This is a genomic window from Rhodococcus sp. 852002-51564_SCH6189132-a, assembly GCF_001665495.1.
Lineage (GTDB): Bacteria > Actinomycetota > Actinomycetes > Mycobacteriales > Mycobacteriaceae > Rhodococcus > Rhodococcus pyridinivorans.
Genome location: NZ_LZMJ01000057.1, coordinates 14,784 through 28,310, shown reverse-complemented (window position 1 = coordinate 28,310; position 13,527 = coordinate 14,784). Strand labels below are relative to the sequence as shown.

Below are 13,527 nucleotides of genomic sequence, written 5' to 3'. Positions count from 1 at the left end.
CCGGGGCGGGAGACGAACCTCCCGACCCGGCGGTGTGTTCCGAAACGGTCACGCGCGTGCTCTACTTCGTTGCGTTGTCGTAGATCACCGCGATGGTGCCGGTGCTGTCGGCGAACAGCTCCTCGTTCACGGTCTCCCAGCCGCCGAGATCGGCGACGGTCCACAGCTTCTCCGGCTGCGGGAACTCATCGGCGAATTCCTCGGCGACGGTCGGATCGACGGGCCGGAAACCGGCTTCGGCCCACAGGCGCTGGGCCTCGGGGGTGTACAGGAAGTCGTTGAACGCCTGCGCGACCTCGACGTCCTTCGCGTTCTTCAGTACCGCCGCAGGGTTCTCGATCTTGAAGGTGACGGGCGGGGTGACGTGCTCGACGGGGTCGCCGTTGCGCTCGATGAACAGTGCCTCGTTCTCGTAGCTCAGCAGCACGTCGCCGGTGCCCTGCAGGAAGGTCTCGGTGGCCTCGCGACCGGACTTCGGCTGCACCTTCACATGGTCGGTGACCAGTGCGGTGACGTAGTCGATGCCGGCCTGCGGGTCGGCGCCGCCGTTGCTCTTCGCGGCGTACGGCGCAAGCAGGTTCCACTTCGCCGAACCCGAGCTGAACGGGTTGGGGGTGACGACCTCGACATCCGGCCGGAGCAGGTCGTCCCAGTCCCGGATGTTCTTCGGGTTGCCCTCACGGACGACGATGGTCACGACCGATCCGAACGGTATCCCGTTGTAGGCGTTGTCGTTCCAGTTCTCGTCGACGAGTCCCGCGTCGACGAGACGGGTGATGTCGGGCTCGACGGAGAAGTTCACGAAGTTCGCCTCGGCGCCGTCGCGCACCTTGCGGGCCTGGTCTCCGGAGGCGCCGTAGGACTGCTGGAAGACGACGCCCTCGCCTTCCTCGGTCTCCTGGAAGGCGGGGATCAGCGAGTCGAATCCGACCTTGGGCACGGCGTAGGCGTAGAGGTTGACCGTCCCGCCGGATCCGTCGCCGCCGCTCTCGGCTCCGACGGTGTCGCTCGAACCACCGGAGCAGGCGGTGAGGGAGAGTGCGGTGACCGCGGCGAACGCCGCGACAGCGAACCTGGAACGTTTCATGACGAGCCTCCTGAGGGGCTGTTTCGAGGGGGATGAACGCGACCGGCACCGGACGAGGGGCTGCCGGAATCGGACCGGCCGGGATTCGCGAGGATGCGGCACCGACGGACGAGAGGATCCGGAAGACGGGGACCGCGGAGAGAAGGAGGATTCAGCGACAACAGTCGATGTCGGCGACCGATGGCATGCCCACAGCGATCAACGCCAACTCGTGGCGGAGGCGGGGCAGAGTGGTCGCGGACACGCGGCAGAGATTAGCAGAGGTCGAGGGTCGACCGAAATCGACGATTCGGACACCGGACGTCGAGCACCGAACCGGATGCGCGAGCGGCGTGCTCACATGGAGACGAGCCATGCGACGACGACGATGATCAGCAGCGCGATCAGCGCCAGGGTTACGCGCGAACGCGGCATGTCAGCAATCCTCCGTCGTCGTGGCGGGCGAGTCCGTCTCTCCGCGGCCGAGCAGTCCGAAGACACCGGCCATCGCCCGATCGAGCAGCCATGCGACCCCGGAGCAGGCCGGCACCAGCACTGCGAGCACCAGGGCCACCTGGGGGACGAAGGGCAGGCCCGCGAGCCACAGCTCGAAGCCGTCCCACCACGAAGCCACCCGATCCATTGCCTACACCCTAGTAGGTTCGGCAACCGCGCTGCGATCCGCCCGGCCCGCGGTGATCATGGAGGGATGGACCACTACCACTCCTCCTCACCGCTGTCGGGGGCACCCTTCCGACGGAGTCCGTTCCCGCCGATCGACGACTACGCATTCCTCTCGGATTGCGAGAGCACCTGCCTGATCGCACGTGACGGCACCGTGGAGTGGATGTGCGTGCCCCGTCCGGACTCGCCGAGTGTGTTCGGGTCGCTGCTGGACCGCAGCGCGGGACATTTCCGGTTGTCGCCGCACGACCGCACCGTTCCTGCGGCACGCCGGTACCTGCCGGGCGGTCTGGTGCTCGAGACGACCTGGCAGACCGACACGGGTTGGATGATCGTGCGGGACGCGCTGGTCATGTCACCCTGGTACGACGTCGAGGAACGCTCCACCACGCATCGCCGGACCCCGTCCGACTGGGAGGCCGAGCACATGCTGTTGCGCACGGTGCGCTGCGTGAACGGGACGGTCGACCTGTACGTCAGCTGCGAACCCGCCTTCGACTACCACCGCGGCCGCACCGAATGGAGCTATACCGGCAAGGTCTACGAGGAGGCCACCGCGGTGTGCCGGAACGCGCCGGACGAACATCCGACGCTGCGCATGACGACGGATCTGCGCCTCGGAATCGAGGACCGCGAGGTCCGCGCGCGACGTCGACTCCACAAGGGCGACACGGCCTTCGTCGCATTGTCGTGGTCGGACCGCCCGATGCCGCACACCTTCGACGAGGCCGCCGTCAAGATGACCGCCACCCAGGACTACTGGCGTGAGTGGATCACGACGGGCCGCTTCCCGGATCACCCGTGGCGCACCTACCTGCAGAGCAGCGCTCTGACGCTCAAGGGACTGACCTACAGCCCGACCGGGGCGCTGCTCGCAGCGTCGACGACCTCACTCCCCGAAACACCTGGCGGAGAACGTAACTGGGACTACCGTTACGCGTGGGTACGCGATTCGACCTTCGCACTGTGGGGTCTGTACACCCTCGGGTTCGACCGGGAGGCCGACGACTTCTTCTCGTTCATCCTCGACGTCTCGCGCGACGCGGACGGCGTCCGCTATCCGCTCCAGGTGATGTACGGGGTGGGCGGTGAGCGCGAGTTGCCGGAGTCGACCCTCGATCATCTGAGCGGCTACGACGGCGCCACCCCGGTCCGCATCGGCAACGACGCCTATCACCAACAGCAACACGACATCTGGGGCACACTGCTCGACTCGGTGTACCTGCACGTCAAGTCCCGCGGGCACTTCCCCCAGACGCTGTTGCACACCCTGCGCCGGCAGGTCGAGGAGGCAGCGGCCAACTGGCGCAAGCCCGATCGCGGCATCTGGGAGGTGCGCGGCGAACCCCAGCACTTCGTGTCGTCGAAGGTCATGTGCTGGGTGGCACTCGATCGCGGCGCGAAACTCGCCGAACTGCAGGGTCGTCCCGACTACGCCCGGAAGTGGGCGGCGATGGCCGACGAGATCAAGGCCGACGTCCTCGAACACGGCGTCGACGAACGCGGCGTCTTCACCCAGCGGTACGGCCACCCGTCACTCGACGCGTCGGCTCTGCTGATCCCCTTGTTGCGCTTCCTGCCCGCAGACGACCCCCGGGTGCGGGCCACGGTGCTGGCGATCGCCGACGAACTCACCGAGGACGGGCTGGTGCTGCGCTACCGGGTGGAGACCACCGACGACGGGCTCGCGGGCAAGGAGGGCTCGTTCACCATCTGCTCGTTCTGGCTGGTCTCGGCGCTCGTCGAGATCGGCGAGGTCGAGCGGGCCGCCGCACTGTGCCAGCGCCTGCTCGACTACGCGAGCCCCCTGAAGCTCTATGCCGAGGAGATCGACACCGAGAGCGGACGTCATCTGGGGAACTTCCCGCAGGCGTTCACCCACCTGGCGCTCATCAATGCCGTCGTCCATGTCATCCGCGCAGAGCGGGAGATCGGAGCGGGCAACTTCCGGCCCGCGCATCTCGGACCGTGAGCCGGTCTCAGGCGACTCAGCGCCACCGCATCCGGGGAGACGTCGGTCTGCCACGGATCGAGGCCGCGCTCGTCGCCGTACGAGCCGGCGCTGTAGTACGCGATGGGCTGCACCCCGAGTTCGACGAGAGCGTCGAGCCATTGGCTGGAGGTCGCGACGATCCGCTCGGGTGTGCCCTCGATCGTCGTCGTGCCGTAGGAGTGCTCGACGGTGACGGTCTCGCCGCCGGCGGTCGCGGTGTCATCGGTGTCCGACGAACACGCCACGAGGGTCGGGGCAACGAACAGTACGAGCGCTACCGCGGAGAGAACGACTCGGCGCATGGGCGACCTCCACTTCAGGTGAGGCTCACCTCAGCTCGAATGTGGACGTCCGTGTGCCGGCGCAGTGCTCAACGGAAGCGGGACAGCAGGGTCTCCGCCTGTTCGGCGATACCCCGGATCACCTCGCCCGCGGGTCGCTCGGAGCGCACCAGACCGGCGGCCTCCCCCGCGTAGACCACCCCGATGTCGGGATCGTCACCGGTGTACGCCGCGGCGAGGGTGTCCTCGTCGGCGCCCCGGCCGTGCCACTCCTCGGTGAACGCATTGCGCAGGGCGCGTCCGCCCCAGCGCGCCGGCCACGGCTGGTGCCGGGCCTTGTCGAAGACGTCGGTGTAGACGGTGTCGGCGCTGCCGGCCTCCACGAGCCGGCCACGGGCGTAGTCGGGGCCGACGGTCTCCGGGCTGGCGAGCAGCGCCGTCCCGACCAGGGCGCCCTGCCCACCGGCTGCGAGCACCGCTGCCAGACCGCGACCCGTGGCGATGCCACCTGCGGCGAGCACGGGCAGCGACGTCGACTCGAGCACCTCCTGCAGCAACGGGAGGGTACCGATCCGTCCCGTGTGCCCACCGGCCTCATGGCCCTGCGCGATCACCGCGTCGACACCCGCTGCCTCGACCACGCGCAGATCGTCGACCGTGTTGATCTGCGAGAGGACGACGGCCCCGGCCTCGTGGACGCGCTCGATGTAGGGAGCGGGATCGCCGAACGAGAGCGTGACCAGTTGCGGGCGGTACTCGAGCACCGCGGTGAGGAGGCTGTCGTCGTCGGCAAGCGCCCAAGTCATCAGACCGAATCCTACGGCCCCACCACCGATCTCGCGGGCGGTGCGCACCTCGCCCTCGATCCACTCGGCGGTGTTGTACCGGGCGGCACCGATCAGGCCGAGTCCGCCGGCCCGCGTCACCTCGCCGGCGAGCCGCCCACCGGCCCGGCCACCCATGGGCGCACCCAGCAGAGGAACGGAGATTCCGAGTTCACGGGTGAGCCAGGTGTCGAGCACGCGAATCCTTCCGGTGGGCGTCGCAGCAGGAGCGACTACTTCTTCGGCTTGTCGGACGAGGCCTCGGACGACAACGCGGCGACGAACGCCTCCTGCGGAACGTCGACGCGGCCGATGGTCTTCATCCGCTTCTTGCCTTCCTTCTGCTTCTCGAGCAGCTTGCGCTTACGGCTGATGTCGCCGCCGTAGCACTTGGCGAGAACGTCCTTGCGGATCGCCCGGATGTTCTCGCGGGCGATGATCTTCGAGCCGATCGCGGCCTGGACGGGCACCTCGAACTGCTGCCGCGGGATGAGTTCCTTGAGCTTGGTCGTCATCTTGTTGCCGTAGGCGGCCGCGGCGTCCTTGTGGACGATCGCGCTGAATGCGTCGACGGCCTCGCCCTGCAACAGGATGTCGACCTTGACCAGCGCGGCCTCCTGCTCTCCGGCCTCCTCGTAGTCCATCGAGGCGTAGCCGCGGGTGCGCGACTTCAGCGAGTCGAAGAAGTCGAAGATGATCTCGGCCATCGGCAGCGTGTACCGCAGCTCGACGCGGGTCTCGGACAGGTAGTCCATACCGCCGAGCTCACCGCGCCGCGACTGGCACAGCTCCATGATCGAACCGATGAACTCGCTCGGCGCGATGATGGTGCACTTGACGATCGGTTCGTAGATCTCGCGAGCCTTGCCCTCGGGCCAGTCGGACGGGTTCGTCACGACGACTTCCTGGCCGCCTTCGAGCACGACGCGGTAGACGACGTTGGGAGCCGTGGAGATCAGGTCGAGGCCGAACTCGCGCTCGAGGCGCTCGCGGGTGATCTCCATGTGCAGCAGACCGAGGAAGCCGCAGCGGAAACCGAACCCGAGAGCGACGGACGTCTCGGGCTCGTAGGTGAGCGCGGCGTCGTTGAGCTGGAGCTTGTCGAGCGCGTCGCGCAGCACCGGGTAGTCGGAGCCGTCGACCGGGTACAGACCGGAGTAGACCATCGGGCGCGGTTCGCGGTAGCCGGTGAGCGGCTCCTCCGCACCGTGGCGGGCGGTGGTGACGGTGTCACCGACCTTCGACTGGCGCACGTCCTTCACGCCGGTGATGAGATAGCCCACCTCGCCGACGCCGAGACCGGCGGTGGCCTTGGGTTCGGGCGAGACGATGCCGACCTCGAGCAGTTCGTGGGTCGTGCCCGTCGACATCATCTTGATCTTCTCGCGGGGCACGATCTTGCCGTCGACCACACGCACGTACGTCACGACGCCGCGGTAGGTGTCGTAGACGGAGTCGAAGATCATGGCGCGGGCGGGCGCGTCGGCGTCACCGACCGGCGGCGGCACCTGGCGGATCACGGCGTCGATGAGTTCGGGGACGCCCTCGCCGGTCTTGCCGGAGACCCGGAGCACGTCGGACGGCTCACAGCCGATGATGTTCGCGATCTCACCGGCATAGCGGTCGGGATCGGCCGCGGGCAGGTCGATCTTGTTGAGGACCGGGATGATCGTCAGGTCCTTGTCGAGCGCAAGGTAGAGATTGGCGAGGGTCTGCGCCTCGATGCCCTGCGCGGCGTCGACGAGCAGGACCGCGCCCTCGCACGCCTCGAGCGCGCGGGAGACCTCGTAGGTGAAGTCGACGTGGCCCGGGGTGTCGATCAGGTGCATCACATAGTCTTCGCCGTCGAGCTTCCACGGCAGACGTACGTTCTGCGCCTTGATCGTGATGCCACGCTCGCGCTCGATGTCCATGCGGTCGAGGTACTGGGCGCGCATCTGCCGCTCCTCGACCACCCCGGTGAGCTGCAGCATCCGGTCCGCGAGCGTCGACTTTCCGTGGTCGATGTGCGCGATGATGCAGAAGTTCCGGATCTTTGCGGGGTCCGTGAACGTGGTGTCGGCGAAGGTGCTGATGTCGTGCTCCTGACTCGGACTGGCAGCGGCCAGCAGACCGCGGTCACCCTGCAGAATATCCAAGTCGGGCGACGGCCGGGATTTCGCCCGGGTCAGGTCCGGTTAAGCTCGGTTCCCGTGGCCGGTACATGGAAGAAGTTGGGCAGGCAGCTGGGGCGTCTCGCCGTCGACCAGGGTCCGAAGATCTACCAGCAGTTGCAGCAGTCCGGGGCGCTCGACAAGGCGCGCGCCGCGTTGAACGCGGCCGGCCGGACCGGCGCAGCGAGCGGAACCTCGGGGAGCGGTACCACTGCGGCACCGAAGCCCGGCGCGTCCGGGACCACGGCGCCGAAGCCAGGTGCCGCGAAGACCCAGTCCGGCACGAAGCGTCCGGCCCCCGGTCGCCCGGTGGCGTCGCGCACCACGCCCACGGCGCAGCGTGCCCGCCGCCTCGAGTACTCCCCCGACCTCGACGGTCGCGCCGATCCGGGCGAGATCGTGTGGACCTGGGTGGCCTATGAAGAAGATCCGACGGAGGGCAAGGACCGCCCGGTGCTCGTCGTGGGCCGCGACGACAGGACGCTGCTCGGGCTGATGCTCTCGTCGAACTCCGACCGCGACGGTCACCGCGACTGGCTCGGAATCGGCTCCGGACCGTGGGACGCGGAGAACCGCCCGAGCTGGGTGCGCCTCGATCGCGTGCTCGACGTCCCCGAGGACAGCATCCGCCGCGAAGGCGCGATCCTCCCCCGCGCTCGATTCGGTCAGGTCGCGACCCGGCTCCGTACCGATTTCGGCTGGAGCTGAATCGGGCCGCGCCCTGACCGCAGGCCCTCAGGAGGCCCGGAGCCCGTACCGCCGCCCGAAGAGGAAGGTGTAGACGAGCGCTCCGAGCGCTCCGCCGATGAGCGGGAACACGATGAATGCCCACAGCTGCCCGAGCGCACCGTCCTGGTAGAAGGCGACGGCGAGGCTACGGGCGGGATTGACCGACGTGTTGTCGATCGGGATCGAGATCAGGTGGATCACCGCGAGAGTGAAGCCGATGGCGATGCCGGCGATCGGCGCGTCGGCCACCTGATCGGTCGCACCCAGCACCACGAAGACGAGCACGGCCGTGAGCAGGACCTCGACGACGATCATCGCGCCGATGCCGTAGCCGTTCTCGAGCACGCCGCCGAGCGGACCGTGCACCGCCGAGGGGCTGTGCGCGCCCCAGCCGTTCGCCCCGAGGCCGTCGGCGGCACGGTCGTAGCTCGGCAACGACGACGCCACCGCGTAGAGCGTCAGACCGGCGACCAGACCGCCGACGACCTGCGCGATCCAGTAACCCACGGCGCGCACCGGCGTCACGTGACCGACGATGAGCTGCCCGAGCGTCACCGCCGGGTTCACGTGACACCCGGAGATCGGGCCGATGGTGTACACGAGGAACAGCAGGGTCAGGCCGAACGCCAGTGCGACGCCGAGCTGACCGACATAGGTTCCGGCGAACACCGCGGTACCCACCGCGGAGAACACCAGGAGGAAGGTTCCGATCGCCTCCGCCACGTACTTCCGCAGGTCGGAGAACTCACCGGGGTCTCTGATTTCCAGGGAGGTCTGGCGTGCGAGATCTTCGTCGATTCGGGACTCGGGATCGCGTGGGGGTTCCATGGGTCACCTCGATGTTCGCGGTCCCGCTCGCAGGCGGAACCCGGTGGTAGAACACTTCGAGTCGATGCACCGCAGCCGCGAACTCGTCGTTCGCGCTGTGAGGGAGATTACGCATGCGCCGTGACCTCGACAACGACATCGTGCACCGTGGCGTGTCCGCCCATGTAGATGCCCTCCCGCGGCGGCACGCAACAACAACAGTCAGGTGCGCGTAGTCCTGGCCGAAACGATCAGGCCGGTGAGAAGGGTGATTCGACCGCCGGTTTGGGCTTTGCGATCCGTTCTTGGTAACCTTGTCCATCGGTGCTCAGATGCACCCAGAGCTTTCCTACCAGCTACCAGCAAGACGACAGGATTTTACGCGTGGCCAACATCAAGTCCCAGGTGAAGCGGATTCGCACCAACGAGCGCAACCGACTCCGGAATCAGTCGGTGAAGTCGTCGCTTCGTACGGCGATCCGTTCGTTCCGCGAGGCTGCGGCCGCTGGCGACAAGGACAAGGTCAACGAGCTCCTCGTCGCCACGAGCCGTCAGCTCGACAAGGCTGCCAGCAAGGGTGTCATCCACCCCAATCAGGCTGCCAACAAGAAGTCTGCTCTCGCGAAGCTTGCCAACAAGCTCTGAGTTCATCGCTCCGAGGTAGTAGACGCAGGCTCTGCTTCACGAAGGCCGTCCCCCGCCGGGGACGGCCTTCGTGGCGTTGAACGACAGAAATGATGCCGCCCGCCCGGAATCGGCCGCGGGCACGAGCACGGGCACGGGCACGGCGGAGAAGCCTCAGGCCGCCAGCTCGGAGATGATCCGCACGGCGTGCTCGAGGGCGTAGTCCGGATCGGCCGCGGCTCCCTTGACGTCGGCGTTGAGCGCAGCGACCACCGTGAGTGCGGTCCCGATCGACGCCGGCGCCCACGTGCGCGCCTGCGCCTGCGCCTTCTTCACCTTCCACGGCGGCATACCCAGCGACGACGCGAGGGAGAACGGGTCGCCGCGACCGGCCGAGCCGACCCGGGCGATCGTGTGCACGGCGTCGGCGAGAGCATCGGCGAGCAGCACGTGGGCGACACCGCGGTGCATCGCCCACCGTAGCGCTTCGAGCGCACCGGCCGTATCGCCGGCCACGGCCTTCTCGGCTACGTCGAATCCCGACACCTCGGCCTTGCCCGAGTAGTAGCGTCGCACGGCCGCAGCATCGATCTTGCCGCCGGTGTCGGCCACGAGCTGGCTGCACGCCGCAGCGAGTTCGCGCAGGTCGGAACCCACCGCCTCGATGACGAGCTGTTCGACATCGCCCGAGACTCGCACCCCTGCGGCCTGGAACTCCTTGTGGACGAACGTCCGCACCCACGCCGCCTTCTCCCCCGCCTTCGCGGGAGCGGCACACATGTGCTCCTCGGCGCCGCGCTTGCGCAGCGCGGGCACCATCGCCTTGGTGCGTCCCCCGCCGCTGTGGAGGATCACCAGTGTCACGCCCGGAGGCGGATCGCCCGCGACATCGAGGATCAGCGCCGCGGCGTCCTTCCCGGCGTCGGCGGTGGATTCGAGGATCACGATGCGTTCTTCCGCGAACAGCGACGGACTCAGCAGCTCGGCGAGTTCGGGTACGCCCGCGTCGCCGGCGCGGAGCCTGGAGACGGGGAGATCGCCGGGAGTTTCGCTGCGCGTGCGGACATCGGACACGATCTTCGCGACGGCACGGTCGACGAGCAGTTCTTCCTCACCGAGGATCAGATGCAGGGACGCGTCGCTCACGGTTCGATCGTGCCACGCACGTCCGACACCACCGCGAGCGCCCCGGAGGCGGCACGGAGCACTGCAACGTCGCCGTGCAGGTCGGTCCGCAGGACCCGCGCCCCGATTCCGGTCAGGGTGGAGACGATCTCGGGATGGGGATGCCCGAACAGGTTGTCTCGCCCGGCGCTGACGAGGGCGACGCTCGGCCGCACAGCGGTGAGGAAGCGTGCGGGTGTGGTGCGCGAGCCGTGGTGCGGCACCTTCAACACGTCCGCACGCACGTCGGTGCCCGACCGCACGAGTGCGTCGAGCGCGGCCTCCTCCGCGTCTCCCGGCAACAGGACCCGGCCCACGACGGTGTCGACCGCCAGGACGAGCGAGTTGTCGTTCTCGGAACCGCCTGTCCGTCGCCCGGCCGGGCCCAGCACCCGGATGTCGAGATCGCCCGCACGCAGGGTCGCACCGGCACCCACTTCCCGCACCACGACACCGGTCCCGGTCGCCGCGTCGAGCACACCCGCCGCGTCGTCACCGGCAGCACCCGGCCCGACCACGACCATCTCGACCGAGCGCCCGGTGAGGACACCGCGGATCCCACCCGCGTGGTCGGCGTGCAGGTGCGACACGACGAGCAGTGCGATACGGCGAATCCTCAACCGGCGCAGGCACCGATCGACGGGTTCCGGTTCGGGTCCGGTGTCGACGACGACCGCGCGCCCGTCCCCCGTCGCCAGCACCAGAGCATCGCCCTGACCGACATCGCATGCGACGAGTACCCATTCGGCTCCGGGCCAGCCCGGTCGCAGCATCCGCACCGGCAGCCACACCGCCGCGACGGCCACCGCAATCACGAGAGCCGTGATCCGCACCCGCCGGTGACGAGCCACCGACCACGCCACCGCGACCAGCACCGCCGCGACCACTGCCCCCACCGGCCCGTCCGGCACCTCGAGCTCGGCCGACGGCAACGATGCCGCCCGGTCGGCCACCGTGATCAGCCACCACAGGAACGGCCCGGTGCCGCGCGCGAGCACCTCCCCAACCCACGGGACGACGGAGGCGCCCACCGCGACCAGCGAACCGAGGACCGTCAGCGGCGCAAGTACCGGGGCGACGAGGACATTGGCCGCGACCGACACGACACTCACGGTCCCGCTCACCGCCGCGACGAGAGGTGCGGTCGCCACGAACGCGACCAGCGACATTGCCGCGACCTCCGCGATGGGACGCGGCCACCCGCGATCCACGAGCCGGGTCACGACAGGTGGCGCGGCGACGATCAGTGCCGCCGTCGCGGACACCGACAGCGCGAACCCGACGTCGACGGCGAGGTCGGGCAGGAGTACGAGCAGTACGCCCACCGCGGTGCACAGGGCGGGAAGTGCCTGTCGCTCACGACCCGTCACGAATGCCAGTAACCCGATCGATCCCATCGCGGCCGCGCGCACCACACTCGCCGACGGACGGACCACGACGACGAAGGCGACGAGAGCCGTCGCGGCGAGGATGGTCCCGGAACGCGGTCCGAGTCCTACCGCGCGCACGAGGAGCAGTACCGCTCCGAGGACGATGCTGACGTTGGCTCCGGACACGGCCGTCAGATGCGTCAGTCCGGCCACCCGGAAGTCCTCCCGCACCTCGTCGGTCAGCGCCGTGGTGTCGCCCACCACGAGACCGGGTAGCAGGCCGGCCCGGTCGGCGGGAAGCACCGCGGAACCCACGTGCGCGAGCCGGTCGCGTACCGTGCCAGCCCATCGCTGCCACACCGGGGGCGGGCCGACGACCATGGGTGCGTTCTCCGCGTGGAGCACCGCCACCGTGGTGCCCGGCCCGGTGTGCGGCGCCGCCCGCACGCGTGCGGTGACCGACTGCCCGGGCAGGAGATCTCCCCACGAGTCGGCCGGGGCGAGCACCACCACCGATCCCCCGGTGTCCATGGATCGCCCACCGACCGTCACGTGCTCGAGCCTGGCCGGGATGCGTACCCGGGGTGTGTCGTCGAATGCCGCAGCCCGGATGTGCCGCGGGTCGTCGGTGGGGAGGAGGACGACGCCGGCCCAGGATCCCTTCTCCGCTGCGGAGGCGATCGGGTGCTGGTCGGCGGCCCACATCCGGAGGCCGGCGGCCGGTCCGAATCCCGCGACGACGGCCAGTGCGGCGAGGAGGATCCGCGCACCTCCGCGTGGGATGCGACCGGTCGCGACGAGACGGACCGTCACGGAGCACCCGACGACGGCCGCGACCGCCACGACGATCACGATCCGCCATCCCGTGTACAAGCCCAGAAGCGTCACGGCCCACGCGGCCAGCGCGCACGGCACCAGCCGGGCATCGAGAACCGTTGCGGCGTCGGACCCGTCGTTCCGTCCGGTCACACCGTCACCAGTTCACGCAGCCTCGCGAGTCGCGCCGGTCCGATCCCGTCGACCTCACCGAGTTGTTCGACGTCCGTGAACGGTCCGTTGGTATCGCGCCACGAGACGATCGCCGCTGCCGTGACGGGACCGACGCCCGGCAGCGCGTCGAGCGCAGTCTCGTCGGCGGTGTTGAGATCCACCAGCCCGCCTGCCTCCGGTGGAGCATCGCCCGGTGTCTGCGCCCCGACGATTCCACTGGCCTGCGGAACAGGTTGGGGCGGGGCGATTCCCACGACGATCTGATCACCGTCGGCGACCCGCCGGGCCAGATTCAGGCCGATGAGGTCGGCGCCGTCGGCAGCACCACCGGCAGCGTCGAGCGCGTCGGCCACACGGGATCCCGCCGGCAGCCGCACGAGCCCGGGACGTGTCACCGCACCCACGACGCTGACGACGAACTCAGCGGAATCCGGCTGTGCCGTGTCCGTCTCCCTCGCGGCGGACGGCTCTGCCGTGTCCACGACTTCGACTCTCGGCAGCGGCGGTACCGGTTCGGGGACCGGCCGGTCGCGCCACACGACGACGAGTGCCACTGCGGCGGCGAGCACTCCGATCGCGGCGAGAGCAGCGGTTCCCCGTCGTCCCGTGTCCCATCGCGCGGCGGTCAGCCGATCGACGAATCGTTCCCGGCCGGGACCGCTGTGGAGGGGTTCGTCGCCGTTGTCCGGATCCGCCCAGGGGTGGTCGTTCGCCGACCTGTCGTCGGTCCAGGGCGGTTCCGCGGGCATCGCCGAGGAACGCGTGATCGCGCCGAGGCGGGTGCGCGCGAGATCACGATGGTCACTGCTCGCCATGCCGCGACGCTAACCGCGGCCGCGACC

General features: G+C 69.0%; 12 protein-coding genes. 3 read left to right on the top strand and 9 right to left on the bottom strand.

All coding sequences use genetic code 11. The features are described 5' to 3' along the window. Positions 1-61: 61 nt before the first annotated feature. The 3 genes from A5767_RS13535 to A5767_RS13530 all read right to left on the bottom strand — a co-directional run bounded on the left by A5767_RS13535 (position 62) and on the right by A5767_RS13530 (position 1,709). Positions 62-1,087: a sulfate ABC transporter substrate-binding protein gene (locus tag A5767_RS13535; protein WP_064852504.1), complete on the bottom strand. Its 1,026-nt coding sequence runs from the start codon at positions 1,085-1,087 to the stop codon at positions 62-64. A gap of 151 nt (positions 1,088-1,238) precedes the next feature. Further along, positions 1,239-1,331, bottom strand: coding sequence for an Ms4533A family Cys-rich leader peptide (locus A5767_RS24020; protein ID WP_309568822.1), 93 nt, complete (start codon positions 1,329-1,331; stop codon positions 1,239-1,241). Positions 1,332-1,502: 171 nt separating this feature from the next. After that, the gene (locus A5767_RS13530) at positions 1,503-1,709 is read right to left on the bottom strand and encodes a hypothetical protein (RefSeq protein ID WP_064852503.1); all 207 of its coding nucleotides are present in this window, start codon (positions 1,707-1,709) and stop codon (positions 1,503-1,505) included. Positions 1,710-1,775: 66 nt separating this feature from the next. Here A5767_RS13530 and A5767_RS13525 point away from each other — a divergent pair, with 66 nt between their 5' ends. Beyond that, positions 1,776-3,722 (top strand): glycoside hydrolase family 15 protein, encoded by a 1,947-nt coding sequence (locus A5767_RS13525; RefSeq protein WP_019288358.1) that lies wholly within the window; start codon positions 1,776-1,778, stop codon positions 3,720-3,722. Between the two features lie 391 nt (positions 3,723-4,113). On the opposite strand, the gene A5767_RS13520 is transcribed toward A5767_RS13525, so the two are convergent. Both A5767_RS13520 and lepA read right to left on the bottom strand, forming a co-directional pair. Beyond that, a complete protein-coding gene (locus A5767_RS13520; protein WP_006554501.1) occupies positions 4,114-5,046 on the bottom strand; it encodes an NAD(P)H-dependent flavin oxidoreductase in 933 nt (310 codons plus the stop codon). A gap of 35 nt (positions 5,047-5,081) precedes the next feature. Further along, on the bottom strand, positions 5,082-6,977 hold the full coding sequence (lepA, locus tag A5767_RS13515) for a translation elongation factor 4 (protein WP_259443777.1): 1,896 nt from the start codon (positions 6,975-6,977) through the stop codon (positions 5,082-5,084). A 63-nt stretch (positions 6,978-7,040) separates the two neighbouring features. Between lepA and A5767_RS13510 the strand changes: the two genes are divergently transcribed. Next, entirely contained in the window at positions 7,041-7,709 is a 669-nt protein-coding gene (locus A5767_RS13510) for a type II toxin-antitoxin system PemK/MazF family toxin (protein ID WP_064852502.1), read from the top strand. Positions 7,710-7,736: 27 nt separating this feature from the next. On the opposite strand, the gene A5767_RS13505 is transcribed toward A5767_RS13510, so the two are convergent. Beyond that, a complete protein-coding gene (locus A5767_RS13505; protein ID WP_006554504.1) occupies positions 7,737-8,558 on the bottom strand; it encodes an aquaporin in 822 nt (273 codons plus the stop codon). Between the two features lie 363 nt (positions 8,559-8,921). Between A5767_RS13505 and rpsT the strand changes: the two genes are divergently transcribed. Further along, a complete protein-coding gene (rpsT, locus tag A5767_RS13500; protein ID WP_006554505.1) occupies positions 8,922-9,182 on the top strand; it encodes a 30S ribosomal protein S20 in 261 nt (86 codons plus the stop codon). Positions 9,183-9,335: 153 nt separating this feature from the next. On the opposite strand, the gene holA is transcribed toward rpsT, so the two are convergent. From holA to A5767_RS13485, 3 genes are read right to left on the bottom strand one after another with little or no spacing between them, the layout of a single operon-like run. After that, positions 9,336-10,307: a DNA polymerase III subunit delta gene (gene holA / locus A5767_RS13495; RefSeq protein ID WP_064852501.1), complete on the bottom strand. Its 972-nt coding sequence runs from the start codon at positions 10,305-10,307 to the stop codon at positions 9,336-9,338. Beyond that, the gene (locus tag A5767_RS13490) at positions 10,304-12,664 is read right to left on the bottom strand and encodes a DNA internalization-related competence protein ComEC/Rec2 (protein WP_064852500.1); all 2,361 of its coding nucleotides are present in this window, start codon (positions 12,662-12,664) and stop codon (positions 10,304-10,306) included. Before A5767_RS13490 ends, holA begins: the two co-directional genes overlap by 4 nt. Then, entirely contained in the window at positions 12,661-13,500 is an 840-nt protein-coding gene (locus A5767_RS13485; RefSeq protein WP_064852499.1) for a ComEA family DNA-binding protein, read from the bottom strand. The genes A5767_RS13490 and A5767_RS13485 overlap by 4 nt, the downstream gene beginning before the upstream one ends. Positions 13,501-13,527: the final 27 nt, after the last annotated feature.